This is a genomic window from Pseudomonas quebecensis, assembly GCF_026410085.1.
Classification (GTDB): Bacteria; Pseudomonadota; Gammaproteobacteria; order Pseudomonadales; family Pseudomonadaceae; genus Aquipseudomonas; species Aquipseudomonas quebecensis.
The window spans coordinates 1,323,479-1,349,145 of sequence record NZ_CP112866.1 but is presented as its reverse complement, the minus strand read 5'-3'; the positions used below and the strand labels follow the sequence as shown (position 1 = coordinate 1,349,145).

Here is a 25,667-nt window from a genome sequence, read left to right as displayed (position 1 = left end):
CGTGCATGGCCTGGTTCGACCATCAAGGCTGCACCCTGCACTACACGGAATACGGCCACGGTACTCCGCTGATCCTGATCCACGGCCTGGGTTCCAGCAGCCAGGATTGGGAGCTGCAGGTGCCGGTACTGTCCCGGCATTACCGCCTGATCGTGGTGGATGTACGCGGCCATGGGCGCTCCGACAAGCCGCGCGAGCGTTACAGTATCCCGGGCTTCAGCGCGGATCTGATCGCGCTGATCGACCACCTCGACCTGCCGCCGGCCCATGTGGCCGGGCTGTCCATGGGCGGTATGATCGCCTTTCAGCTGGCGGTGGACGCGCCCGGCCTGGTGCGCAGCCTGTGCATCGTCAACAGCGCGCCCGAGGTCAAGGTACGCAGCGTCAATGACCATTGGCAATGGGCCAAGCGCTGGACACTGGCGCGCGTGCTCAGCCTGAGCAGCATCGGCAAGGCCCTGGCCGAGCGGTTGTTTCCCAAACCGCAGCAGGCCGATCTGCGTCGCAAAATGGCCGAGCGCTGGGCAACAAACGACAAACGTGCTTATCTCGCCAGCTTCGATGCGATTGTGGGCTGGAGCGTGCAGGAACGACTTTCCAGGATCGCCTGTCCAACCCTGGTCATCAGCGCCGACCACGACTACACCCCCGTGGCGCAAAAAGAAATCTATGTAAAACTGCTGCCCGATGCGCGACTGGTGGTCATCGAAGATTCCCGCCATGCCACGCCTTTGGATCAACCCGACGCCTTTAACACGACCCTGCTCGATTTTCTAAAGACCGTCGACACCACTACCAGGATCACTGACCCATGCTGAAAAAAATCGCCTTCTTCGCCGGTTCCGCCTTGTTCGCTGCCAACCTGATGGCGGCAGAGCCGGCCAAGGCGCCGCACGTTCTGCTCGACACCACCAATGGCCAGATTGAAATCGAACTGGACCCGGTCAAGGCGCCGATCAGTACCAAGAACTTTCTGGCCTATGTCGACAAAGGCTTCTACACCAACACGATTTTCCACCGTGTGATTCCGGGTTTCATGGTCCAGGGCGGCGGTTTCACTACGCAGATGGTGCAAAAACCGACCGAAGCCCCCATCAAGAACGAAGCCAGCAACGGCCTGCACAACGTGCGTGGCACGCTGTCGATGGCGCGCACCTCGAACCCGGATTCGGCCACCAGCCAATTTTTCATCAACGTGGCTGACAACGCCTTCCTCGACCCCGGCCGCGATGCCGGCTACGCGGTATTCGCCAAAGTGGTCAAGGGCATGGACGTGGTCGATATCATCGTCAACTCCCAGACCACCACCAAGCAAGGCATGCAGAACGTGCCAATCGACCCTGTCGTGATCAAGTCGGCCAAGCGCATCGACTGAAGTCTGCAGGACGCACCGCGCGCAGCCCCCAAGGCTGCGCGCGCACCTGAAAGGAGAGCCCGCCCGGCGGGCGTCAACCCCAATGCTCTATCGTCGTTTCGAACAACTGATCGATATTTTCCGCGACGCGCCCAGCGCCGCCCCGCCTGACAAAGTCCTGCCCTTCTACCTCTATTACCTGCGCCAGGTATGGCCGCACTTCGCCGCCCTGCTGGTGGTGGGCTTGATCGGCGCGCTGATCGAAGTCGCGCTGTTCAGCTACCTGAGTCGCATCATCGACCTGGCCCAGGGCACGCCGCCCGCGGACTTCTTTCAGGTACACAGCACCGAGCTGATCTGGATGGCCGTGGTTGCCCTGCTGCTGCGCCCGATCTTCGGCGCCCTGCATGACCTGCTGGTGCACCAGACGATCAGCCCCGGCATGACCAGCCTGATCCGCTGGCAGAACCACAGCTACGTGCTCAAGCAGAGCCTGAATTTCTTCCAGAACGACTTCGCCGGACGAATCGCCCAGCGCATCATGCAAACCGGCAATTCGCTGCGCGACTCCGCCGTGGCGGCAGTGGATGCCATCTGGCACGTGGCGATCTATGCCATCAGTTCCCTGGTGCTGTTTGCCGAGGCGGACTGGCGTCTGATGATCCCACTGGTGAGCTGGATCATTTGCTACAGCCTGGCATTGCGTTACTTCGTACCGCGGGTCAAGGAACGCTCGGTGATCTCCTCCGAGGCGCGCTCCAAATTGATGGGGCGCATCGTCGACGGCTACACCAACATCACCACCTTGAAGCTGTTCGCACACACTCAGTACGAGCAGCAATACGCCAAGGAAGCGCTGATCGAGCAGACTGAAAAAACCCAGTTGGCCAGCCGCGTGGTCACCAGCATGGACATTGCCATCACCACCATGAACGGCCTGCTGATCGTCACCACCACGGGCCTGGCGCTGTGGTTGTGGACCCAGTCGCTGATCTCGGTGGGCGCCATCGCCCTGGCCACTGGCCTGGTGATCCGCATCGTCAACATGTCCGGCTGGATCATGTGGGTGGTCAATGGCATTTTCGAAAACATCGGCATGGTCCAGGACGGCCTGAAAACCATCGCCCAGCCGCTGGCCGTGACCGACCGCGACAATGCTCCACGCCTGAACGTACCCCATGGCGAAGTGCGCTTCGAGCAGGTGGATTTTCACTACGGCAAAAAAAGCGGGATCATTGGCGGCCTCAACCTGAGCATCAAGGCCGGGGAAAAAATCGGCCTGATCGGCCCCTCCGGCGCGGGCAAATCGACGCTGGTCAACCTGCTGCTGCGCCTTTACGACCTGCAGGGTGGGCGTATCCTCATCGACGGCCAGAATATCGCCGAAGTGACCCAGGAGACCCTGCGCGAACAGATCGGCATGATCACCCAGGACACGTCGCTGCTGCACCGCTCGATCCGCGACAACCTGCTGTACGGCAAGCCCGATGCCACTGACGAAGAACTCTGGAGGGCGATTCATAAAGCGCGCGCCGATGAGTTCATCCCCTTACTGTCGGACGCTGAAGGCCGCACCGGGCTGGATGCTCACGTCGGTGAGCGCGGGGTGAAACTCTCCGGCGGGCAACGCCAGCGCATCGCCATTGCGCGGGTGCTGCTCAAGGACGCGCCGATCCTGATCATGGACGAGGCCACCTCGGCGCTGGACTCGGAAGTGGAAGCGGCGATCCAGGAAAGCCTGGAAACCCTGATGCAAGGCAAAACGGTGATCGCAATTGCCCACCGCCTGTCGACCATCGCCCGCATGGACCGCCTGGTGGTGCTGGAGAAAGGCGCGGTCGCCGAAAGTGGCAGCCATGCCGAACTGCTGGCCCATGGCGGGCTGTATGCGCGGCTCTGGCAGCATCAAACCGGTGGCTTCGTCGGTATCGACTGACTGACAGATCGGTGAGGGGCCACGTTGTCGTGAGCGGGCTTGCCACAGGCAAGCTCCTCACGGGCAACGCGGTAAGGGGATTACCGACGTGTATCGTCGCTCAGGTCAGCGACAGTACGGTCGCCGCAGCGCCGTTGTGAAAGTGGGTCTGGATAAAGGGCCTCCAGCTTGACACCCCATGCAAAGAAGGATCAGGGCACCTGCTCACCCCTGATGGGCCTGCATGTATTGGCGCAACAACTGGTTGATCCGCGTCTGATAACCCGTGCCTTGACCTTTGAACCACTCAAGAACGTCGGCATCCAGCCGAATAGTCACTGCCTGTTTTACAGGCACACGTAACTCCGCACGACGGAAAAATTCGGCGTCCAATTCAGGGATATCGCTGGTATCGATCTCTTTATCACTCATTTTGGCCAGGCGCTCCCAATCAGTTTTGGATGTTTGCGTCATAGTATTTGGCCTCCTTCTTAGTTGCCTTTCGCGCGGAGATGATACGAATCACATCACCACATCGCTCGGTGTATACGACTACACCCATTAACAGTTTTATCCAACCAATACATATCCAACGCTCTTCCCCATAATCCGCTCGATCATCGCGCAAGGCCAGCATTGGATGGCGAAATATATCGGGGACGTCATTGAAATCGATGCCGTGCTTGGAGATATTGGCCTTGTTCTTGGAATCATCCCATTCAAAATGCATGGCAAACGCCTGTATGTACTTTTGTACATACATGATAGCCAGATTATTACCTGTGCGTACCGATGCAGACCAACGGTCTTTATACCTGCCGATACGGCAGCGCCACCTTCGCCTCCTCGGCATACGCCAGAATCCCTACCCGTTCGCGCTCGAGAAAATCCTCCACCGCGCTCTTCAAGCCCGGATGCCGCAGGTAGTGCCATGAACGCGTGATCACCGGTTCGAACCCACGGATCAGTTTGTGTTCGCCCTGGGCGCCGGCGTCGAATCGTTGCAGGCCGTGGGCGATGGCGTAATCCATGCCCTGGTAGAAACAGGTTTCGAAATGCAGGCGGTCGAACTCCGCCAGGCAGCCCCAGTAGCGGCCGTAGAAGCTGTCGCCACCGATCAGACTGAAGGCCATGGCCACCGGACGTGTGCCTTGCTTGGCCAGGACCACGCGGATCGCCTCGGGCATACGCTCGGCCAGCAGACTGAAAAAGGCTCGGTTCAGGTACGGCGCCTGGCGACGGACCGCGTAGGTATTGGCGTAACAGGCGTAGACAAAATCCCACTGCGCCTCGCTCAGTTCGTGACCTTGCAGCCATTCGAACGCGATGCCCTGCCCCGCTACCTGCTCGCGCTCCTTGCGCATCTGCTTGCGCTTGCGCGAGCTCAGAGCGTCGAGGAAGTCCTGGAAGTCGCGATAATCGCGGTTCTGCCAGTGGAATTGACAACCCAGGCGCTGCAACCAGCCCGGTTGGCCGGCCAAGGCTTCATCGGCCAGCCCGTCGGTGAAGTTGATATGTGCGCTGCAGAGCCCTTCTATTTCCAGGTAACCGGGCAGACTGTTGAGCAGTTCGAAACCGTCCTCGACGCTGGCGGCCAGCAAACGCGGGCCGCTGACGGGGCTGAACGGCACCGCCACCAACAGTTTGGGGTAGTACTCGATCCCGGCACGCGCACAGGCATCGGCCCAGCCGTGATCGAACACGTACTCGCCATAGGAATGCCATTTGCGATAACCGGGCAGGGCCGCCACCAGTCGATCGCCCTCCCAGTGCAGCAAATGCTCCGCTTTCCAGCCTGACTGCGGACCGAGGCTGGCACTGTCTTCCAAAGCGCTGAGGAAGGCGTGACGCACAAAGGGCTGGGCGCTCGGCACCAGCGCATCCCATACCTGCGGGGAGATTTCGGACAGGTTGTCCAGACGTTGCAACGGCATCGGCATCCTCACTACATCATGGCGTGAAAGCCTGGCGAGTATCGCCTATCGCCAGCATCGATACACGCCCGAATCGCCGGACAAGGCTCTAAACCGATAGTTCCGCGCTCGATTCATTTGTCATCGACATGACATCACTTTGCCACCGCTCCGTCATAAACCATCGCGATACTGACGCCTGTTTTTAGAGCACCTGGTTCTAGCAGGTGGTTACTTTTCCGTCCGTCATCGGTCGGTTGTGTCCTGGATGGTTTGCCATCCCTCCTCACTTTCGGAGATTGATATGCGTCTTGCTTCCACTAAAACTGCGGCGGTCCTGTGCGGCGGCCTGTTGCTGGCCCTGAGTGTTCCGGCCAGCGCCGCAGTCGACGCTAAATTGCTCGACATGCTCAAGGCCAACGGCCAGATCACCGCGGCGCAGTACACCGAACTGCAAACCGAGTTGGCCAAAGACCAGAAAGAACAGCAGATCGCACGGCAAGCTCAACAAGAGACCAACGAACAGATCGCGGCCACCGCCAAAAAGACCAACGATTTGAGCGTGTTCGACCAGAAGCTGGCGTGGGCAGCCAAGACGCAATTCAAGGGTGATGTGCGTTTCCGCCAGGAAACCATCAAGATCGACGGCGAGCCCAACAACGGTGGCCGCGACAAGGATCGTCAGCGTATCCGTGCCCGTCTGGGCGCCTACACCGAGATCAACCCGCAAGTGGACACCGGTATCCGTATCGCCACCGGCGGCGGCGACGACGCCCGCTCCACCAACCAGGATCAGGATGGCTACTTCGACAAGAAGTCGATCTGGCTGGACCTGGGCTACATCGACTACCACCCTGACCAGATCAAGAACCTGCACGTAATCGGCGGCAAGATGCTGCAACCGTGGGTCAATATGGGCGACGTGATCTGGGATAGCGACATCAACCCTGAAGGTTTGGCGCTGACCTACAAGTATCCTCTGGGCAGCAGCGCCGAGCTGTTCGGCAGCATCGGCAACTACAACCTCAAGGACAACGTCGACGGCGATGGCGTGCAGTTCCGTCACGACCTGCGCCTGACCGCCGGCCAGTTGGGCTCGCGTATCTCGCTCACCGACAACCTGAAACTGACCGTGGGCGGCAGCGTCTACGCGTACAAGAACGATGAAGACAGCCGCTGCACCACGACCACCACGCCGTGCGCGCTGGCGGTCAACGGTAACTCGGCCAACGAAGAGTTCCGCCTGTACGAAGGTTTCAGCCAACTGGACATCGGCGGACTGGCTGTACCGCTGTCGCTGTACGGTCAATACGTGAAAAACAACGACGCCTCCACCGATCAGGACACCGCCTGGCTGCTGGGTGCCAAGTCCAAGGTGTTCGGTTTCAACCTGGACTACAACTACCGCGACACCCAGCGTAACGCCGTGGTCGGCGCCTTCACCGACTCGGACTTCGCCAACGGCACCACCGGTTCACGCGGCCATAAGTTCAAAGTGGGCTACGACATCGACAAGAACTTCGCCGTCGGTGCCACCTACTTCCTGACCAAAGCGGATTTCTCCAGCCGTACCCAGCGCGACGCCGACACCAACACCCTGCAGTTGGATGCCGAAGCCAAGTTCTGAAGCTAAGCGTTGTACACCTTGGGGCAGGAAGGCCTGAGGTGGTTGTCACAGTCTGGCGTGGGCGGGGCGATCCCCATCATCCGTTCGGCTCACCCACGCGAGCCTGGTTATTTCCCGTCTTTCTGGTCTTTGCGCCGCTCGTCAGCGAGCCGCTGCGCCAAGGCATCCACATCCGTGACCGGCGCATCAGGCATGATTTTCAAGGTCGCCTGCATCAGGCGCATCTGCCGGATAAAGCGACGGCAGTTCGGGCAGAACATCAAATGATGACGCACCAGCAGGCGCTCGCGAAAGGTTAATTGCCCATCGAGATAGTCACTGGAACGCGCCACTTGTTCTTTACAGGTCAGCATTCGCCGGTTTCCTCAAAATGCTCCACCGTGGCGAAGACTTTAAGCCGTGCCCGATGCAACAGCACTCGCACATTGGAGAGCGAGAGGGACAGCAAATTACAGATCTCCTCCAATGCCAGGCCCTGACGCTCGCGCAACACCAGCACGCTGCTTTGCAGCTCGGACAAACTGAGCAACGTATGTTCCAGGCAGTCGCGCAGTTCGTCCTCCGTGAGTAAAGCCTCCGGTGTGTCCTGGTGCCAGGCGTAGGGGGCGACGGCCCAGTGACCGTCATCGGGGCTGAAACGGTCATCGCCGATGGTGCCATGGGGCGAGGGCAAATCGTCGAGCAGCACTTCCCGACGATTCTGCTTGTAGCGGCCCTTGGCGGCGTTGGCCGTAATGGTCAGCAACCAGGTCTTTAAGCTGGAGCGTCCCTCGAACTTGCCGAGGTTGCGCACCACCGCCAGCCAGGCGTCCTGCACGATTTCATCGGCGTGGCGCTGGCCGACGATGGCATACGCCACCGCCCGCATCGCACTTTGATAGGTGCTGACCAGCTCCTTATAGGCACGCTGCTCGCCCTTGAGCAGGCGCTCAAGCAGGTGAGCGTCGTCCGCGGCAGCCATAGATGACCTCGGTGTTATCAACGTTTGCGCAGAATGACACTGCCGATCGAATAACCCGCGCCAAACGAGCTGAGCACCGCGACGGAGCCCTTGGGCAAATCGTCCTGGTAGGTGTGAAAGGCAATCACGGAACCGGCCGAACTGGTGTTGGCGTAGGTGTCGAGAATCACCGGCGCCTCTTCCACGGAGGCTTCACGGCCCAACAGTTTCTTCACGATCAGGTGGTTCATGCTCAGATTAGCCTGATGCAGCCAGAAGCGCTTCACATCCGCCACATTCAGTTGGTTTTCTTCCAGATGTACACCAATCAGCTCAGCGACCATCGGGCATACATCGCGGAACACCTTGCGACCTTCCTGCACGAACAGTTTGTCCGGCGCGCCGATGCCTTCGGGCGCCGCGCGATTGAGGAAGCCGAAGTTGTTGCGGATGTTATTGGAAAACTTGGTCAGCAATTTGGTGCTCACCACCTCGAACTGATGCTCGGACGTGGCCAGGTCGGCGCGCTCCAGGATCACCGCCGTGGCTGCATCACCGAAGATGAAGTGGCTGTCGCGGTCACGAAAGTTCAGGTGGCCGGTGCACACTTCCGGGTTGACCATCAGGATCGCCCGCGCCTGCCCCAGCTGGATGCTGTTGGCGGCGTTCTGGATGCCGAACGTGGCGGAGGAACAGGCTACGTTCATATCGAAACCGAAGCCCGCAATACCCAGGGCTTCCTGGACTTCGATGGCGATGGCCGGGTAAGCGCGCTGCAGGTTGGAGCAGGCGACGATCACGCCGTCGATGTCGGCGGCGGTCTTGCCGGCGCGCTGCAGAGCCTGTTCGGCGGCGCCGACGGCCATCTGACAGAGCACCGACCACTCGTCGTTGCTGCGCTCCGGGAGGCTTGGGGCCATGCGCTGAGGATCGAGAATGCCGTCCTTGTCCATCACGAAGCGGCTCTTGATACCCGATGCTTTTTCGATAAAGGCCGCGCTGGATTCGGTCAGCGCCTGCACATCACCGCGCTCGATGGCCTCGGCGTTGTCGCGGTTGAACTGATGCACGTAGGTATTGAAAGACTGCACCAGCTCTTCGTTGGAGATGCTGTTGGCCGGGGTGTACAGGCCAGTGCCGCTGATGACGACGTTATGCACGGTCGTTCCTCTAAATCTGTCAGGCAGAAGATATTGGTACCGTCGTACCAAACTGTAAGTAGTCCGATTCCGCACTGCGGACACCAAACTGGCATCGCTTTATTCCATCGCGTCGCAGACTTTTGCGACGATCCCGGCATTTATAGCGGCGAAGTTTGCCACAAACCCAGGGATTTGGCGTCATCTGCCAGATGGTTTCACCATGAGAGGGGACACGCACCCTCTCATATATTGGTCTGCCTGCCTGGATAACGAGAAAGAGATCAGGCCTCGACCAGGCTCCACTGCTTGCTCAATCGCTTGTCGGAAATCGGCACCTTGGTTCCAAGCTGCTGGGCAAACAGTGACACGCGGTATTCCTCCAGCCACCAGCGGTACAGCTCAAGTTGCGGGTCGCGCTTGCCTTCCTGGGTGTGTTTGTTCAGGCGGTTCTGGTACTGCATCCACAGGCCGCTGAGTTCGCCGCTCCACACCCGGTCTTTCTGTACCTGGCTGGGCAGCTTCTCCAGGCGCAGCTCGATGGCCTTGAGGTAGCGCGGCAGTTCCTTGAACCATTGCGCCGGGGTTTCGCGCACGAAGCCTGGGTACACCAGGTTGCTCAATTGCTGCTTGATGTCATTCAAGGCCACCGCCTGGGCCAGGTCGATCTTGCCTTTGAAGCGCTTTTGCAGGCCATGCCAGAGCTTCAGCACCTCAAGGGTCAGGCGCGCCAGGCGCTCGGCGTGCTCGGTCCAGCCGCCGCGCTTGCGGTCGGCCAGCGCTGCCAGGCCGGCACCGTCACGCGGCAGGCTGGTTTCGCCTTCCAACACACAGGTGTCGAGGCTGGCCAGCAGGATGTCCTCGACCAGCGCGTCGACACGCCCCAGTTCACGGTACATCAGGCCCAACTCGGTAAGACCGGGCAATTTGCCGCGCAGGAATTTGGCCGGTTCCGCCAGTTGCTGCATCAGCAGGCGCTGCAACGCCCGACGGTGCTGGAATTCAGCCTCGGCGGCGGTCGAGAAGCGCCCTTCCTTGACCGTGCCATTCTCTTCCACCAGGGCCGGGTACACCGTCATCGACAGCCCGGCGATGTTTTGCTGGGTCTTCTCGGCCACCGCCGCAAACACCTTGGCCTCCACGGGTTGCTGGCTCTTCGCGGTCTGCGGCACGGCCAACGCGGCCTGGCTGGCTTCGGCGAAGCGTGCGGTCAGTTCGGCCAGGTCACGGCCCTCGCCTAGGAACTTGCCCTGACCGTCGACCACTTCCAGGTTCATCTTCAGGTGACTCTCCACCTGCTGCGCCGCCTCGGCCCAGGCTTCGTCGCTGACCCGAGCACCGGTCATGCGCAGCAGTTCGCGCCCCAGTGCCTGGGGCAATGAGCCCTGGCCGAATTCGATGCGCTGCAGCGCAGCCTTGACGAAGTCCGGCACTGGCACAAAGTTCTTGCGCAGGGCCTTGGGCAGGTTGCGCACCAGCGCGATGCACTTGGCTTCGATCATCCCGGGCACCAGCCACTCCAGGCGTTCGGCGGGCAACGCCGGCAACAGCGGCGCCGGCACGCGCAGGGTCACGCCGTCGCGCGGATGATTGGGTTCAAAGTGGTAACTCAAAGCCAGCGCCAGATCGCCCAGGTGCAGGGTGTCGGGATAATGCGCGGCGGTGACTTCACTGGCCTCGCGGGCCAGCACGTCCTCTTCGCGCATGATCAGCAATTGCGGGTCTTTCTGGCTGTTGATTCTGTACCAGCTGTCAAAGGTCGCAGTCTGGTGGATCTCCGCCGGCAAGCGCGCATCGTAGAAGGCGTACAGGGTTTCTTCGTCGGCCAGGATATCGCGGCGGCGGGCCTTGGCTTCCAGTTCGTCGAGCTGTTCCAGCAAGCGCTGGTTGGCGCTGAGGCACTTGGCGCGCGACTGAATCTCACCGCGCACCAGGCCTTCGCGGATAAACAATTGCCGAGAGACGACCGGGTCGACCGGCCCGTAATGCACCGGCCGGCGGCCGACCACAATCAGCCCGAACAGGGTGATCTGCTCAAACGCCACCACTTGGCCGCGCTTCTTCTCCCAATGCGGCTCGAAGTGGTTTTTCTTGATCAGGTGCCCGGCCAGCGGCTCGATCCAGTCGGCGTCGATCTTGGCCACCATGCGTGCATACAGCTTGGTGGTTTCCACCAATTCGGCGGTCATCAGCCACTGCGGGCGCTTTTTGCCGATGCCCGAGGACGGGTGAATCCAGAAGCGTCGCTGACGCGCGCCCAGGTAATCGCCGTCCTCGGTTTTCTGGCCGATCTGGCTGAGCAGGCCGGACAGCACGGCCTTGTGCAGTTTGGGGTAGTCCGCCGGTTCTTTATTAAGGCTCAGCTGCATGTCGCGGCAAATCAGACTCAACTGGCGATGAGAATCGCGCCATTCGCGCAGGCGCAGGTAGTTGAGGAAGTTCTTGCGACACCAGTTACGCAGCGGGCTGGCTGTCAGCTCCTGGCGCTGCTCTTCAAAACCGCGCCACAGATTCACCAATCCGGCGAAGTCCGAGTCCGGATCCTTCCACTGCGCGTGGGCCTGGTCGGCGGCCTGCTGGCGCTCCGGCGGCCGCTCGCGCGGGTCCTGGATCGACATGGCGCTGGCCACGATCAGCACTTCCTGCAGGCTGCCAAGCTTGGCCGCTTCCAGCAACATACGCCCCATGCGCGGGTCCACCGGCAGGCGCGCCAATTGCCGGCCGAGCGGCGTGAGCTGGCTGTTGCGGTCCACCGCCGACAATTCCTGCAGCAGGTTGAAACCGTCGCTGATGGCCTTGCCGTCCGGCGGTTCGATAAATGGGAAGTCGGTGATTTCGCCCAGGCGCAGGTGCAGCATCTGCAGGATCACGGCGGCGAGGTTGGTACGCAGGATCTCCGGGTCGGTAAATTCCGGGCGACCGATAAAGTCCTCTTCGCTGTACAACCGCACACAGATACCCGGCTCGACCCGGCCGCAGCGACCTTTACGCTGGTTGGCGCTGGCCTGGGAAATCGCCTCGATCGGCAGGCGCTGCACCTTGGCGCGGTAGCTATAGCGGCTGATGCGCGCGGTGCCGCTGTCGATCACATAGCGAATGCCCGGTACGGTCAGCGAAGTTTCCGCGACGTTGGTCGCCAGCACCACGCGCCGACCTGGATGTGACTGGAAAATCCGCTGCTGTTCGGCGGGCGACAGACGCGCGTACAGCGGCAGGATCTCGGTGTGCTTGAGTTGGGCCTTGCGCAGCATGTCGGCGGCGTCGCGAATTTCGCGCTCGCCCGGCAGGAACACCAGGACATCGCCGGGGCTGCGGCGCTCGCTGCGCTCATAGGCGGCGATTTCATCGAGGGTGGCGAGGATCGCCTGGTCCACGGTCAGGTCATCCTCGACGCGGTTGCCCTCCTCGTCCTGCTCCAGCGTCAGCGGGCGGTACCAGGTCTCCACCGGAAACGTGCGGCCCGACACTTCGACAATCGGCGCATCGTCGAAGTGCTTGGAAAAGCGCTCCAGATCGATGGTCGCCGAGGTGATGATGACTTTCAGGTCCGGGCGGCGCGGCAGCAGGGTCTTGAGGTAGCCGAGCAGGAAGTCGATGTTCAGGCTGCGTTCGTGGGCTTCGTCGACGATGATCGTGTCATAGCGTTCCAGGTAGCGGTCGTTCTGGGTTTCCGCCAGCAGGATGCCGTCGGTCATCAGTTTGATCAGCGTGTTGGCGTCGCTCTGGTCTTCGAAACGCACCTGGTAACCGACCAGCGCGCCCAGGGGCGTGGCCAGTTCTTCGGCAACGCGGCTGGCCACGCTGCGCGCAGCGATCCGGCGAGGCTGGGTGTGGCCGATCAAACCGTACTGGCCGCGACCGATCTCCAGGCAGATCTTCGGCAACTGGGTGGTCTTACCCGAACCGGTTTCGCCGGCGATGATCAGCACTTGATGCGCTTGCAGCGCGGCCTTGATCTCATCGCGCTTGGCGGCAATCGGCAGGCTGTCGTCATAGCGGATCAGCGGCAGGCTGGCGCGCCGCGCCGTCACCTGGGCACAGGATGCCTGCATGCGCGCGACCCACTGCGCCAACTTTTCCTCGTCGGGTTTCTTGCGCAACTCAAGCAGTTGCCGACGCAAGCGGTGACGGTCGGCGAGCATGGCGTGATCGAGGTTTTTGAGCAGTTGGTCGATAGTGGGCGCTTGTTCAGTCATCAGGGCGGCAAGGGTCTTTTGGGTGAGGCAGGTGAGACCTGCGCAGCGTCGGTCGATGGAATGCGGGCGATTGTCGCAGATTTTGAGACGTCAGGAGATGTTGCATCACATTGCAATCCCTCGTGCCTGACCTGGCAGCGATTTTTACTACAGCTCCTTGTATTACTTTCGCACTACCCAAAAGCGGAAGTCCGATTTGATGGGTGGAATACGCAGGTTTCAATAGATTGCCGGGTATATCTGAATACCAAAACACTATCACTGAAAACGGAGCTTATTATGCCAATAGACCGTATGTCTTCCTCCCGCGACGGCGGCTATGGACACTCATTTGCGGTAAAGCACCAACGTACACCCGACAGCATGCCGCAAGGCTCATCGGCAGCCTCTTCCGGCTCGTGGAAGACAATTGAAACCTTAAAAAGTCTTCCCACCGACTTTCCCGCGACCAACTTCGATCGAAGCTCCGTTGATAGACCTATAGGTTTACTACAGAGAAAAATTGAACTGCAGGACAAGGGGCTTCCAACCAAAAATATTGACAACGCTTACAAGGAGTCGATGAACCAGCTCTATCAGGCAACTTCTAAAAGCCAGAGCACTTCGTCCAACGAAACCGACAGAAATCGTTTGAGCAACTGGAGTGACAAGCTGCTGGAAACTAACAAAAACACGCCCTTTCTGGCCAAAAAGTAAACTCGCCTCCTACTACCCTCAACTACTGGCAATTTTATAATTGCCGGTAGTTTGGGATAGCGCGCTCCAGAATTTGCTTAACGACCGTTGCTCAAGATATTTCTCCCCACCTGCGCCGGTACGGAAACACATCGATCACCTTGCCCGCGCGAATCGCCTCCTGCAGGCCTTTCCAGTAATCGGCGTTGTACAACTCGCCATGCAATTCATCGAACAGCTTGCGCTGGCCGGCGTCGGCGAACAGGAACGGCGGGAATTCTTCCGGGAACACATCCAGCGGACCGATGGAATACCAGGGTTCGCTGGCCATTTCGTCTTCGGGGGTGCGCGGCGCGGGTATGTGACGAAAGTTGGCCTCGGTGAGAAAGCAGATTTCGTCATAGTCGTAGAACACCACACGGCCATGGCGGGTGACACCGAAGTTCTTGAGCAGCATGTCGCCGGGGAAGATGTTCGCGGCCGCCAACTGCTTGATGGCCAGGCCGTAGTCTTCCAGGGCTTCGCGCACCTGGGCATCGTTCGCGTTTTCCAGGTAAAGATTAAGCGGGGTCATGCGCCGTTCGGTCCAGCAGTGGCGGATCAGCACGGTGTCGCCCTCCACTTCGACGGTGTCGGCGGCGACCTCCAGCAGTTCGGCCAGACAGTCGGGGTCGAATTTGCTCAACGGAAAGCGAAAATCGGCGAACTCCTGGGTATCGGCCATGCGCCCGACGCGGTCGACGCTTTTTACCAGCCGATACTTCTCAATTACCGTGGCGCGGTTGACGTTCTTGGACGGCGAGAAACGGTCCTTGATAATTTTGAACACCGTATTGAAGCCCGGCAGGGTAAACACGCTCATGACCATGCCGCGCACGCCGGGGGCCATGATGAACTGATCGTCGGTGCTCGCCAGGTGGTTGATCAATGCGCGGTAGAACTCCGACTTGCCATGCTTGTAGAACCCGATCGAGGTGTACAGCTCGGCGATGTGCTTGCCGGGCAGGATGCGCTTTAAAAAACCGACGAACTCCGCCGGCACCGGCACATCCACCATGAAGTAGGAGCGGGTGAACGAGAAGATGATCGACACCTCGGCCTCGTCGGTGATCAATGCGTCGATGCGGATGCCCTGGCCTTCACGGTGCAGCAGCGGGATCACCAACGGCCATTGCTCGTCGCGGGTATAGATGCGCCCCACCAGGTAGGCCCCTTTATTGCGGTAGAGCACCGAGGAAAACAGCTCGACTTTGAGGTCCGGGTCTTTGCACACCCAATCCGGCAGGTTTTCCCGCAGTTGGGCTTCGAGCCGGCGCAAGTCGGCCGCCAGGTCGGCGTAGGGCTCGCTGAACCGGAAGTCCTCAACGATCTGCCCGAGCATCTCGCCAATCTGCCCGGCCGGCGCGTAGACGCGGGTTTGCGCCGCTCGTGCGCGCCGCAGGCTGGGCCGGGTGGTGTGGATAAACATGCAGCCGTCGCTGATCAGGTCATGGCTGAACAGGCCGCAGAAGATCGAGTTGTACCAAGTCTCGGACAACTCATCGTCGAAGCGCAGATCGATCAGGCCGATATAGGCGCTTTTCACCAGGGGCCACAGGTCGATGTCCAGCAGATCGCCGGCATCGAACGCGGCGCGCAGACGCGCGGTGACTTCACCGACCTTTTCTTCATACAGATTGATACGCGCCGCCGATGCCGCCTGGCCCAGCTGCCACTGGGCTTTTTCGAACCGCTCGCGGGCACCGTCGGTGATCCGCCGAAAATGTTCGCGGTAATCGTCGAAGCCTTCGAGGATCGTACGGGCGATGGCGAGGGCGGGCGTGGGTTGCGACATGCGGGAAACCTCGAACGGGCATCTGGAAGCCCTTGAGCTTAGCCAGTGCGCGAACCCAGGAGAAGACGGTTTTTTGCGGCGCGGGTCCGCCCCATGCAAACCCTGCATCCGCCATGGAGCGGCTTTACCTCGCCCTGCACTCAGGGATTGTGTCAGGCAGGCCTCTGGGCAACACTCGCCGGCTTATTGGCGTAGGAGTTTTCCGTGAGACCTGTCGACACCCTGTACCTGCTGGGGCTGGCCGCTATCTGGGGCGCGAGCTTTCTGTTCATGCGCATCATCGCGCCGGAAATCGGTACGCTGCCGACTGCATTTTTTCGCGTGTCGATCGCCGCCGCCGGGCTGCTGGTGATGTTGGCCGCGATGCGCGTGAAATGGGATTTCCACGGCAAATTCTGGACTGTCCTGCTGCTGGGGGTGATCAATTCCGGGATCCCCGCGACGATGTACTCGTTGGCCGCCCAAGTCCTGCCGGCCGGCTATTCAGCGATTTTCAACGCCACTACGCCGCTGATGGGCGTATTGATTGGCGGGCTGTTTTTCAGCGAACGCCTGACCTTCTCGAAAATCGCCGGTGTGTGCCTGGGCCTGATGGGCGTGGCCGTGCTCACCCGCGCCGGGCCGATGGCATTCGACCTGCCCTTGCTGATGGGCGCCCTCGCCTGCCTGCTGGCCACCACTTGCTACGGTTTTGCCGGTTTCCTGGCACGCCGCTGGCTGGATCAACGCGGCGGCCTGGACAGCCGCCTCGCCGCCCTGGGCAGCATGCTCGGCGCTAGCTTGTTTCTGTTACCCCTTTTCGCCGTCAGCGCGGTGTATCAGCCTCCGGCCAGTTGGGGCGGCTGGCGGGTCTGGGTATCGTTGCTGGGCTTGGGGTTGGTGTGTACGGCGTTGGCCTACGTGCTGTACTTCCGCTTGCTGACGGCCATCGGTCCAGTGCGTTCGATGACCACCACGTTCCTGATCCCACCGTTCGGGGTGCTGTGGGGCGCGTTATTACTGGATGAACCCCTGTCGATGGCCCACCTGTATGGCGGGGTGTTGATTGCGGGCGCGTTGTGGCTGGTGCTGCGCGTGGGGAGCCGGGCCAAGACCTTGTAGCCAGGTTTCATGAGGGTTGCAGGGATGCTCGCTATAATGCCGCCCGTTTTTTTTCAAGGATCTTCCCATGCTGACATTGCCCTGGCTGTACCTGGCACTGCTTTCCATCGGTTATGTAACAGCCCTGGCTTACGGCCAACTCGGCGCGCTGGCGGTGGTGTCAGTCGCCCTGTTGTGGGTCGCCGGCTATGCCGTGCGCCGGCAACGCGCACCCTGGGCGCGCTACGTGGGCCATGGTTTGTTTATCGTAGTGGCGCTGGGCCTGGCGATGCACTGGCTGCCCGGTTTCTACAATGGTCGCGGGATCGACCCGCAGCGCTTCACCCCCGATGCGGTGCCGTTCTCGATGTACTTGAACCAGGACAAACCCCTCATCGGCTTCTGGCTGCTGCTGGCCTGCCCCTGGATCGTGGCCCGGCGTGCGTTGCGCCTGTCGATCTGCGTCACCGCCCTGGCCTTGACCCTTACCGCCATCGCGGCCCTGGGCGGCGCGGCCCTGCTCGGCGTCATCAGTTGGGCACCGAAATGGCCGGACCAGGCCTGGCTGTGGGTGCTCAATAACCTGCTGCTGGTCACGCTGGTGGAAGAAGCGCTGTTCCGTGGCTACATTCAAGGCGGCTTGAGTCAACGGTTCCAGCACCTGCCCTACGGCGACAACCTCGCACTGCTGCTGGCATCGCTGTTGTTCGGCCTGGTGCATGTGGGCGCGGGGTGGCACTGGGTACTGCTGGCGAGCATCGCCGGGGTCGGCTACGGCCTGGCTTACCGGTTTGGCGGCCTGGGCGCGGCAATTGCCACGCATTTTGGCTTGAACCTGCTTCACTTCGGGTTGTTTACGTATCCGATGCTGGCCGGCTGATTGTTGCAAAAATAAGTTAAATAAACCTCCGTGCCGGTCGATACCCCCTGAAAGCCTTGCGGATTGAACAATCATGCGTAATAACCAACCCGTTACCCAGCGCGAACGTACCTTCCCCGCTCAGCAACGGTTGATCTCCACCACGGATGCCAAGGGCGTGATCACTTACTGTAACGACGCGTTTGTCGAAATCAGTGGGTTCAGCCGTGAAGAACTGCTGCGTGCCCCGCATAACCTGGTGCGTCACCCGGATGTCCCGGCGGCTGTATTCGCGCACATGTGGTCGACGCTCAAACAAGGCTTGCCATGGATGGGCATTGTCAAGAATCGCTGCAAGACCGGTGATCACTACTGGGTTAACGCCTATGTAACGCCGGTCTTCGATGGCAACCAGGTGATCGGCTACGAATCGGTGCGGGTCAAACCCACCGCCGAGCAGATCCGCCGGGCCGAAGCGCTCTATCAACGCATCAACCAGGGCAAGTCGGCGATCCCACGGCGCGACAAATGGCTGCCGGTGCTGCAGGACTGGCTGCCGTTTATCCTGGTAAGCCAGTTGAGCTTTATGATCGGCGCGTGGCTCAATTCCCATTGGGGCTTCGCCCTGGCCGCCGCACTGTCGGTGCCGTTGGGCCTGTTGGGGCTGAGCTGGCAACAGCGTGGCCTCAAACGCCTGCTGCGCCTGGCCGAGCAGACCACCTCCGACCCGTTGATCGCGCAGATGTACACCGACAGCCGTGGCGCCCAGGCGCGCCTGGAGATGTCGATCCTCAGCCAGGAGGCACGCTTGAGGACATGTCTGACGCGCTTGCAGGACACTGCCGAGCATCTCAACGACCAGGCGGCGCAATCCAACACCCTGGCGCACAACAGCTCCAGCAGCCTGGAACGCCAGCGTGTGGAAACCGAGCAGGTTGCCACCGCCGTCAACCAGATGGCCGCGACCACCCAGGAAGTCGCCAGCCATGTGCAACGTACTGCCGATGCCACGCAGGAAGCCAACCGCCTCACCGGTCGTGGCCGCGATATCGCCGGGGAAACCCGCGAGGCGATTCAGCGCTTGTCCACCGCCGTGGGCGAAACCGGCGTGACCGTGACCCAACTGGCCAAGGACAGCGACGAGATCGGTGGTGTGGTCGACGTGATCAAAGGCATTGCCGACCAGACCAACCTGCTGGCCCTGAACGCGGCCATCGAAGCGGCGCGCGCCGGGGAAATGGGTCGCGGCTTCGCGGTGGTGGCCGACGAGGTGCGTCAGCTGGCGCAACGCACCACCGAGTCCACCGGACAAATCCATGCGTTGATCGCCAAGCTGCAACAAACCGCCAGCGCGGCCGTGCAGACCATGGACGCCGGGCATCGCCAGGCCGAAGAAGGCGTGGCGCGGGTGATGGAAGCGGATCAGGCGCTGGTGGGTATCAGCGAGGCGGTGGCGCACATCACCGACATGACCAGCCAGATCGCCGCCGCGACCGAGGAGCAAAGCTCGGTGGCCGAAGAGATCAGCCGCAATATCAGCACGATTGCGCTGCTGGCCGATCAAACCTCGGAACAGGCACTGAACTCGGCGCAACTGAGTGAGGAGCTGACTCATACAGCTAACAGCCAGTATTCCTTGGTCGAGCGTTTCAACCGATAGACCGCTATCGGGGTGTAGAACCCTCCTGCATTTTGATTGTGAGTACATCAAGTGTGGGAGGGGGCTGCCCCCGATAAGCCTTAACAGGCACCGAGAAACCTGCCCACCTGCACCGCCGCAGCCTCCAGATGCTGCTCATGACTGAACCCGGAAGCCTTCAATGGCTTCAAGTCATGATCCCCCGCCGCCAGCCACATCACCTCGATGCCCGGCGATAACGCATAACTCTCTACCGCGGCCCGATTGCCCAAGGCATCGCGCTCACCCTGCACGATCAACGTCGGCGTCTTCAGCTCAGCCAGATGTTCGACCCGGGGTTTCTGTGGTTTGCCTACCGCGTAGAACGGGTAGCCCAGGCACACCAGTGCGTCGGCGCCCAGCTCATCGGCCAACAGGCTGGCCATGCGCCCGCCCATAGACTTGCCGCCAACAGCCACGGCCCCAGCGACATGACGTCGCACCTCGGTGTACACCTCGCGCCAGGCCTGCAGCAATGTCGGCGCCGGGTTTGGCGGGCGTTTTCCACCGTCGATGCGACGCTGGGCCATATACGGAAATTCGAAGCGCAACACGCTCACGCCATGCCCGGCGAGGCGTGCAGCCATGTCGTTCATGAAGGGTGAGTCCATCGGAGCGCCGGCGCCGTGGGCCAGGATCAGCGTCACCGGCCGCCCCGCCGCCGTGTTCGAGGCGACATCCCAGAGCCAGCCGCGTTCCCGCACACACTGCGCCCATTGATCCCCGTCAATACTGGCCTTGTGCTCTTTGCCCATGCTTGCCTCGCTATTCAGTCTGCCTATAACTCCAGCCCAAGTGCCGCTCTGCTTGGGTTGAACCGTGGATGGGGAACCATGAACACTACTTTAAGTACCGCCTATAACTACAAGGTGGTCCGCCAATTCGCCATTATGACGGTGGTGTGGGGCATCGTCGGCATGGGGCTCGGGGTTTTTCTCGCCGCCCAATTGGTTTGGCCTGCGCTCAACTTTGATTTGCCCTGGACCAGCTTCGGCCGCCTGCGCCCGCTGCATACCAACGCGGTGATCTTCGCGTTCGGTGGCTGTGCGCTGTTCGCCAGCTCCTTCTACTCCGTGCAGCGTACCTGCCAGACCCAGCTGTTCGCGCCGAAAATCGCTGCGTTCTGCTTCTGGGGCTGGCAACTGGTGATTCTGCTGGCCGCGATCAGCTTGCCGCTGGGCTACACCAGTTCCAAGGAATACGCCGAGCTGGAATGGCCAATCGACATTCTGATCACCATCGTCTGGGTGGCTTACGCCATCGTGTTCTTCGGCACGGTGATGAAGCGCAACACCAAGCACATCTACGTCGGCAACTGGTTCTTCGGTGCGTTCATCATCACCGTGGCGATCCTGCATATCGTCAACAACCTGGAAATCCCGGTCAGCCTGACCAAGTCCTATTCACTGTACGGCGGTGCGACGGATGCCATGGTGCAATGGTGGTACGGGCACAACGCAGTAGGCTTTTTCCTCACCGCCGGTTTCCTCGGCATGATGTATTACTTTGTGCCCAAGCAAGCCGAGCGTCCGGTGTATTCCTATCGCCTGTCGATCGTGCACTTCTGGGCACTGATCACCCTGTATATCTGGGCCGGTCCGCACCACCTGCACTACACCGCGCTGCCGGACTGGGCACAGTCCCTGGGCATGGTGATGTCCCTGGTCCTGCTGGCGCCAAGCTGGGGCGGCATGATCAACGGCATGATGACCCTCTCGGGCGCCTGGCATAAGTTGCGCAGCGACCCGATCCTGCGCTTTTTGGTGGTGTCCCTGGCGTTCTACGGCATGTCGACCTTCGAAGGGCCGATGATGGCAATCAAGACCGTCAACTCGCTCTCCCACTACACCGACTGGACCATCGGCCACGTACACGCCGGCGCCCTCGGCTGGGTGGCGATGATCTCCATCGGCGCGCTGTACCACATGATCCCGAAAGTCTTCGGTCGCGAGCAGATGTACAGCCTTGGCCTGATCAACGCGCACTTCTGGCTGGCCACCATCGGCACCGTGCTCTACATCGCCTCGATGTGGGTCAACGGCATCGCCCAGGGCCTGATGTGGCGTGCGATCAACGACGATGGCACCTTGACCTACTCCTTCGTCGAAACCCTGGTGGCCAGCCACCCAGGCTTCATCGTGCGGCTGGTGGGCGGTGCGGTATTCCTCAGCGGCATGTTGCTGATGGCTTACAACACTTGGCGCACCGTGCGTTCGGCACAGCCTGCCGAAGTTGCCACCGCCGCGCAGATGGCCTGAGGAGTCGATGATGAAACACGAAACGATTGAAAAAAACGTCGGCCTGCTGATGCTGCTGATGGTGCTTGCCGTAAGCATCGGCGGCCTGACCCAGATCGTCCCGCTGTTCTTCCAGGACGTGACCAACAAGCCGGTCGAAGGCATGAAGCCCTACACCGCGCTGCAGCTGGAAGGCCGCGACATCTACATCCGCGAAGGCTGCGTGCAGTGCCACTCGCAGATGATCCGCCCGTTCCGCGCCGAGACCGAACGCTACGGCCACTACTCGGTGGCCGGTGAAAGCGTGTGGGACCACCCGTTCCTGTGGGGCTCCAAGCGCACCGGGCCGGACCTGGCACGCGTCGGCGCGCGCTACTCGGACGACTGGCACCGTGCGCACTTGTACAACCCGCGCAACGTGGTGCCTGAGTCGAAAATGCCGGCCTACCCGTGGCTTGTCACGGCCCAGGTCGACAGCAGCCACACCGAGACCAAGTTGAACGTAATGCGCACCCTCGGCGTGCCATACACCGACGACGACATCAAGGGTGCCGTGGCCAGCCTCAAGGGCAAGACCGAGATGGACGCACTGGTGTCGTACCTGCAAGTGCTCGGCACTGCCATCAAGAGCAAGAGGTGAGCCATGGGATTTGAATTCGATGCGGGCACCATCCGCGGCCTTGGCACGCTGGTCGTCGCCATCGCTTTTATCGGCCTGTCGCTGTGGGTGTTCAACAATCGGCGCAATGCGGAGTTCGAGCAGGCGCGCCTGCTGCCGTTCGCCGATGAGCCCACCGCCACCCCATCCGACGCTCAAGAAGAGCCTGCAATAAGGAGCACTCGGCCATGACCCTGTTCTGGAGTACATGGATCTGCGTACTGACCCTCGGCAGCCTGATCGGGCTGACCTGGCTGCTGATCGGCACCCGCAAGGGCGAGACCAAGGGCAGTGTCGACCAGACCATGGGCCACGCCTTCGATGGCATCGAGGAATACGACAACCCGCTGCCCCAGTGGTGGTTCATGCTGTTCGCCGGCACCCTGGTGTTCGCGGTCGGCTACCTGATCCTCTACCCGGGCCTGGGCAATTGGAAAGGCGTGCTGCCGGGCTATGAAGACGGCTGGACCTCGGCCAAGGAGTGGGAGAAGGAGATGGCCAAGGCCGACACCAGGTTCGGGCCGATCTTCGCCAAATTCGCAGCGATGCCCGTGGAAGAAGTGGCCAAAGACCCACAGGCGCTGAAAATGGGCGGCCGCCTGTTCGCCTCCAACTGCGCGGTGTGCCATGGCTCGGACGCCAAGGGCGCGTATGGCTTCCCGAACCTGGCCGACAACCTGTGGCGCTGGGGCGGTTCGGCCGAGGCGATCAAGGCCACCATCATGAATGGCCGCCACGCAGCAATGCCGGCCTGGGGTGAAGTGCTGGGCGAGGACGGGGTGAAAAACGTCGCGGCCTATGTGCGTCATGACCTGGCCAAGTTGCCGCTGCCGGCCGACAGCGCCGCCGATCTGGCCGCCGGCCAGGCCACCTTCAATAGCACCTGCGTCGCCTGTCACGGCCCGCAAGGCCACGGTGTGGAAGCCATGGGCGCGCCCAACCTGACCGAGCCCGGCGGCTTTATCTACGGCACCAGCCTGGCGCAACTGCAGCAGACTATCCGTCACGGCCGCCAAGGCCAGATGCCCGCGCAGGAAACCCTGCAGGGCAACGACAAGGTGCATTTGCTGGCGGCTTACGTGTACAGCCTGTCCCACAACGCTGATGGCGCAAAGCCAGAAAGCCAGGCGCAATAAGCGCTGACGGCCGCCCCTCCCGGGGCGGCCCTTTTTTACCGGCAGCGGTTCCTGACCGAGCCGCGCGACCAAGTGTCGCACCCCTCTCAGGCAAACCTTTCCCCTCCTCCCATTCGGGTCTACGCTTGCTTGCACAGTGGACCGATCCTGGTGTGCGCGACGAGCAGCGTTGCGACCCGCAAATTTTCCTGTCCACTCGATCAGCTTTCTATTTCGGATTTTGTCCTTACGCTAAACATGGAAAGGGCGCAGAATCTGGCGTGGAACGCATTGATACAGGTCAGCCATTGCGTTGCAATGACCCCTCGCTTTCTACATACTTGCGGCCGATTTTTACCTATAAAAAAACCTAAACCGTGGAACCTTAGAATGAGCACAGCAATCAGTCCGACTGCTTATAACTATAAGGTAGTCCGCCAGTTCGCCATCATGACGGTGGTCTGGGGGATCCTTGGCATGGGGCTCGGGGTGTTCATCGCCTCGCAACTGGTCTGGCCGGAATTGAATTTCGACCTGCCCTGGACGACCTTCGGTCGCCTGCGCCCGCTGCACACCAACCTGGTGATCTTCGCCTTCGGCGGATGTGCATTGTTTGCCACCTCCTACTATGTCGTGCAGCGAACCTGCCAGACGCGACTGATCTCCGATAGCCTCGCCGCCTTCACCTTCTGGGGTTGGCAAGCGGTCATCATCGGCGCCATCGTCACCTTGCCGCTGGGTTACACCACCACCAAGGAATACGCCGAGCTGGAATGGCCGATCGCGATTTTGCTCGCCATCGTCTGGGTGACCTACGCAGTGGTGTTCTTCGGCACCATCGTCAAGCGCAAGACCAAGCATATCTATGTGGGCAACTGGTTCTACGGTGCCTTCATCCTGGTGACGGCGATGCTGCATATCGTCAACCACGCCTCGTTGCCGGTCAGCCTGTTCAAGTCCTACTCGGCCTACGCCGGTGCAACGGACGCGATGATCCAGTGGTGGTACGGCCACAATGCCGTAGGTTTCTTCCTGACCACCGGGTTCCTGGGGATGATGTACTACTTCGTGCCCAAACAGGCCGAACGCCCCATCTACTCCTATCGCCTGTCCATCGTGCACTTCTGGGCGCTGATCACCCTGTACATCTGGGCCGGCCCTCACCATCTGCACTACACCGCGCTGCCGGACTGGGCGCAGTCCCTGGGCATGGCCATGTCGATCATCCTGCTGGCGCCAAGCTGGGGCGGCATGATCAACGGCATGATGACCCTCTCGGGCGCCTGGCATAAGTTGCGCACCGATCCGATCCTGCGCTTTTTGGTGGTGTCGCTGGCGTTCTACGGCATGTCGACCTTCGAAGGGCCGATGATGGCGATCAAGACCGTCAACTCGCTCTCCCACTACACCGACTGGACCATCGGCCACGTACACGCCGGCGCCCTCGGCTGGGTGGCGATGATCTCCATCGGCGCGCTGTACCACATGATCCCCAAACTGTTCGGCCGCGTGCAGATGCACAGCGTCGGGCTGATCAATACGCACTTCTGGCTCGCCACCATCGGCACGGTGCTTTACATCGCTTCGATGTGGGTCAACGGCATCACCCAGGGCTTGATGTGGCGTGCGATCAACGATGACGGCACCCTCACCTACTCCTTCGTCGAAGCGCTGCAAGCCAGCCATCCGGGTTACATCGTCCGTGCCCTGGGCGGCGCGTTCTTTGCTACCGGCATGCTGTTCATGGCCTATAACGTCTGGCGCACCGTGCGTGCCTCCGACCCGGCCGAAGCCGAAGCCGCCGCCAAGATCGCCGTTGTGGGAGCCCACTGATGAAGCATGAAGTCGTCGAGAAGAATATCGGCCTGCTGGCCTTCTTCATGGTCATCGCCGTGAGTATCGGTGGGTTGACCCAAATCGTTCCGCTGTTCTTCCAGGACGTGACCAACAAACCGGTCGAAGGCATGAAGCCGCGCACCGCCCTCGAACTGGAAGGCCGCGACGTCTATATCGCCAACGGCTGCGTGGGCTGCCACTCGCAGATGATCCGCCCGTTCCGCGCCGAAACCGAACGCTACGGCCACTACTCGGTGGCCGGTGAAAGCGTGTGGGACCATCCGTTCCTGTGGGGTTCCAAGCGCACCGGCCCGGACCTGGCCCGTGTCGGCGGGCGTTACTCCGATGACTGGCACCGTGCGCACTTGTACAACCCGCGCAACGTAGTGCCTGAGTCGAAAATGCCGGCGTACCCGTTCCTCGTGGAAAACAAGCTCGACGGCAAGGACACCGCGAAGAAGATGGAAGTCCTGCGCACCCTGGGCGTGCCCTACACCGACGAAGACATCGCCGGTGCAGCCGCTGCGGTGAAGGGCAAGACCGAAATGGACGCATTGGTGGCCTACCTGCAGGGCTTGGGCACCATCATCAAAAGCAAACGGTGATTCTTC

At 61.0% G+C, this 25,667-nt stretch carries 23 protein-coding genes; 14 read left to right on the top strand and 9 right to left on the bottom strand.

The window, feature by feature from the left end; translation table 11 throughout:
• Window positions 1–5 precede the first annotated feature (5 nt).
• The 3 genes from OSC50_RS06385 to OSC50_RS06375 all read left to right on the top strand — a co-directional run bounded on the left by OSC50_RS06385 (window position 6) and on the right by OSC50_RS06375 (window position 3,290).
• A complete protein-coding gene (locus OSC50_RS06385; RefSeq protein WP_266246305.1) occupies window positions 6–818 on the top strand; it encodes an alpha/beta fold hydrolase in 813 nt (270 codons plus the stop codon).
• Window positions 812–1,375, top strand: a complete 564-nt coding sequence (locus OSC50_RS06380; protein WP_253508849.1) for a peptidylprolyl isomerase — start codon at window positions 812–814, stop codon at window positions 1,373–1,375. Before OSC50_RS06385 ends, OSC50_RS06380 begins: the two co-directional genes overlap by 7 nt.
• 82 nt (window positions 1,376–1,457) lie before the next feature.
• Window positions 1,458–3,290, top strand: a complete 1,833-nt coding sequence (locus OSC50_RS06375; RefSeq protein ID WP_181076023.1) for an ABC transporter ATP-binding protein — start codon at window positions 1,458–1,460, stop codon at window positions 3,288–3,290.
• A 204-nt stretch (window positions 3,291–3,494) separates the two neighbouring features.
• Here OSC50_RS06375 and OSC50_RS06370 read toward each other — a convergent pair whose 3' ends face one another.
• From OSC50_RS06370 to OSC50_RS06360, 3 genes are all read right to left on the bottom strand, one after another.
• Window positions 3,495–3,743, bottom strand: coding sequence for a BrnA antitoxin family protein (locus tag OSC50_RS06370; RefSeq protein WP_181076025.1), 249 nt, complete (start codon window positions 3,741–3,743; stop codon window positions 3,495–3,497).
• Window positions 3,721–3,999 (bottom strand): BrnT family toxin, encoded by a 279-nt coding sequence (locus tag OSC50_RS06365; RefSeq protein ID WP_181076027.1) that lies wholly within the window; start codon window positions 3,997–3,999, stop codon window positions 3,721–3,723. The genes OSC50_RS06370 and OSC50_RS06365 overlap by 23 nt, the downstream gene beginning before the upstream one ends.
• Before the next feature lie 79 nt (window positions 4,000–4,078).
• On the bottom strand, window positions 4,079–5,203 hold the full coding sequence (locus tag OSC50_RS06360; protein ID WP_266246306.1) for a GNAT family N-acetyltransferase: 1,125 nt from the start codon (window positions 5,201–5,203) through the stop codon (window positions 4,079–4,081).
• Window positions 5,204–5,486: 283 nt separating this feature from the next.
• Between OSC50_RS06360 and OSC50_RS06355 the strand changes: the two genes are divergently transcribed.
• Entirely contained in the window at window positions 5,487–6,809 is a 1,323-nt protein-coding gene (locus OSC50_RS06355; protein ID WP_181076031.1) for a putative porin, read from the top strand.
• Window positions 6,810–6,916: 107 nt separating this feature from the next.
• Here the strand turns inward: OSC50_RS06355 and OSC50_RS06350 are convergent, their stop codons facing one another.
• The 4 genes from OSC50_RS06350 to hrpA all read right to left on the bottom strand — a co-directional run bounded on the left by OSC50_RS06350 (window position 6,917) and on the right by hrpA (window position 13,084).
• Window positions 6,917–7,162 (bottom strand): anti-sigma factor family protein, encoded by a 246-nt coding sequence (locus tag OSC50_RS06350; protein WP_181076033.1) that lies wholly within the window; start codon window positions 7,160–7,162, stop codon window positions 6,917–6,919.
• Window positions 7,156–7,770 (bottom strand): RNA polymerase sigma factor, encoded by a 615-nt coding sequence (locus tag OSC50_RS06345; RefSeq protein WP_181076035.1) that lies wholly within the window; start codon window positions 7,768–7,770, stop codon window positions 7,156–7,158. Before OSC50_RS06345 ends, OSC50_RS06350 begins: the two co-directional genes overlap by 7 nt.
• Window positions 7,771–7,787: 17 nt before the next feature.
• Window positions 7,788–8,909, bottom strand: a complete 1,122-nt coding sequence (locus OSC50_RS06340; RefSeq protein ID WP_181076037.1) for a beta-ketoacyl-ACP synthase III — start codon at window positions 8,907–8,909, stop codon at window positions 7,788–7,790.
• Between the two features lie 263 nt (window positions 8,910–9,172).
• The gene (gene hrpA / locus OSC50_RS06335) at window positions 9,173–13,084 is read right to left on the bottom strand and encodes an ATP-dependent RNA helicase HrpA (RefSeq protein WP_266246308.1); all 3,912 of its coding nucleotides are present in this window, start codon (window positions 13,082–13,084) and stop codon (window positions 9,173–9,175) included.
• On the opposite strand from hrpA, the gene OSC50_RS06330 reads away from it, so the two are divergent.
• On the top strand, window positions 13,034–13,780 hold the full coding sequence (locus tag OSC50_RS06330) for a hypothetical protein (RefSeq protein WP_266246310.1): 747 nt from the start codon (window positions 13,034–13,036) through the stop codon (window positions 13,778–13,780). The genes hrpA and OSC50_RS06330 overlap by 51 nt on opposite strands.
• 91 nt (window positions 13,781–13,871) lie before the next feature.
• On the opposite strand, the gene aceK is transcribed toward OSC50_RS06330, so the two are convergent.
• Window positions 13,872–15,593, bottom strand: coding sequence for a bifunctional isocitrate dehydrogenase kinase/phosphatase (gene aceK / locus OSC50_RS06325; protein WP_181076042.1), 1,722 nt, complete (start codon window positions 15,591–15,593; stop codon window positions 13,872–13,874).
• Window positions 15,594–15,797: 204 nt separating this feature from the next.
• Between aceK and OSC50_RS06320 the strand changes: the two genes are divergently transcribed.
• The 3 genes from OSC50_RS06320 (at window position 15,798) to OSC50_RS06310 (ending at window position 19,192) form a co-directional block, all read left to right on the top strand.
• Window positions 15,798–16,694, top strand: coding sequence for a DMT family transporter (locus OSC50_RS06320; protein ID WP_266246311.1), 897 nt, complete (start codon window positions 15,798–15,800; stop codon window positions 16,692–16,694).
• Window positions 16,695–16,761: 67 nt separating this feature from the next.
• Window positions 16,762–17,553 carry a CPBP family intramembrane glutamic endopeptidase gene (locus OSC50_RS06315; RefSeq protein ID WP_253508859.1) on the top strand — a complete coding sequence of 264 codons (792 nt, stop codon included), beginning with the start codon at window positions 16,762–16,764 and terminating at the stop codon, window positions 17,551–17,553.
• Window positions 17,554–17,626: 73 nt separating this feature from the next.
• Window positions 17,627–19,192 (top strand): methyl-accepting chemotaxis protein, encoded by a 1,566-nt coding sequence (locus tag OSC50_RS06310; RefSeq protein WP_181076047.1) that lies wholly within the window; start codon window positions 17,627–17,629, stop codon window positions 19,190–19,192.
• 80 nt (window positions 19,193–19,272) lie between these two features.
• Here OSC50_RS06310 and OSC50_RS06305 read toward each other — a convergent pair whose 3' ends face one another.
• Window positions 19,273–19,965: an alpha/beta family hydrolase gene (locus tag OSC50_RS06305; protein ID WP_253508860.1), complete on the bottom strand. Its 693-nt coding sequence runs from the start codon at window positions 19,963–19,965 to the stop codon at window positions 19,273–19,275.
• A gap of 78 nt (window positions 19,966–20,043) precedes the next feature.
• Between OSC50_RS06305 and ccoN (OSC50_RS06300) the strand changes: the two genes are divergently transcribed.
• The 6 genes from ccoN (OSC50_RS06300) (at window position 20,044) to ccoO (OSC50_RS06275) (ending at window position 25,661) form a co-directional block, all read left to right on the top strand.
• The gene (gene ccoN, locus OSC50_RS06300; RefSeq protein WP_181076051.1) at window positions 20,044–21,468 is read left to right on the top strand and encodes a cytochrome-c oxidase, cbb3-type subunit I; all 1,425 of its coding nucleotides are present in this window, start codon (window positions 20,044–20,046) and stop codon (window positions 21,466–21,468) included.
• A 10-nt stretch (window positions 21,469–21,478) separates the two neighbouring features.
• A complete protein-coding gene (gene ccoO, locus OSC50_RS06295) occupies window positions 21,479–22,087 on the top strand; it encodes a cytochrome-c oxidase, cbb3-type subunit II (protein ID WP_181076053.1) in 609 nt (202 codons plus the stop codon).
• 3 nt (window positions 22,088–22,090) lie between these two features.
• Entirely contained in the window at window positions 22,091–22,297 is a 207-nt protein-coding gene (locus OSC50_RS06290; RefSeq protein WP_003175459.1) for a cbb3-type cytochrome oxidase subunit 3, read from the top strand.
• Window positions 22,294–23,241: a cytochrome-c oxidase, cbb3-type subunit III gene (gene ccoP / locus OSC50_RS06285; RefSeq protein ID WP_266246313.1), complete on the top strand. Its 948-nt coding sequence runs from the start codon at window positions 22,294–22,296 to the stop codon at window positions 23,239–23,241. The genes OSC50_RS06290 and ccoP overlap by 4 nt, the downstream gene beginning before the upstream one ends.
• A gap of 369 nt (window positions 23,242–23,610) precedes the next feature.
• On the top strand, window positions 23,611–25,053 hold the full coding sequence (gene ccoN / locus OSC50_RS06280; protein ID WP_181076057.1) for a cytochrome-c oxidase, cbb3-type subunit I: 1,443 nt from the start codon (window positions 23,611–23,613) through the stop codon (window positions 25,051–25,053).
• Window positions 25,053–25,661: a cytochrome-c oxidase, cbb3-type subunit II gene (gene ccoO / locus OSC50_RS06275; protein ID WP_181076059.1), complete on the top strand. Its 609-nt coding sequence runs from the start codon at window positions 25,053–25,055 to the stop codon at window positions 25,659–25,661. Before ccoN (OSC50_RS06280) ends, ccoO (OSC50_RS06275) begins: the two co-directional genes overlap by 1 nt.
• The last annotated feature ends 6 nt before the right edge of the window (window positions 25,662–25,667 follow it).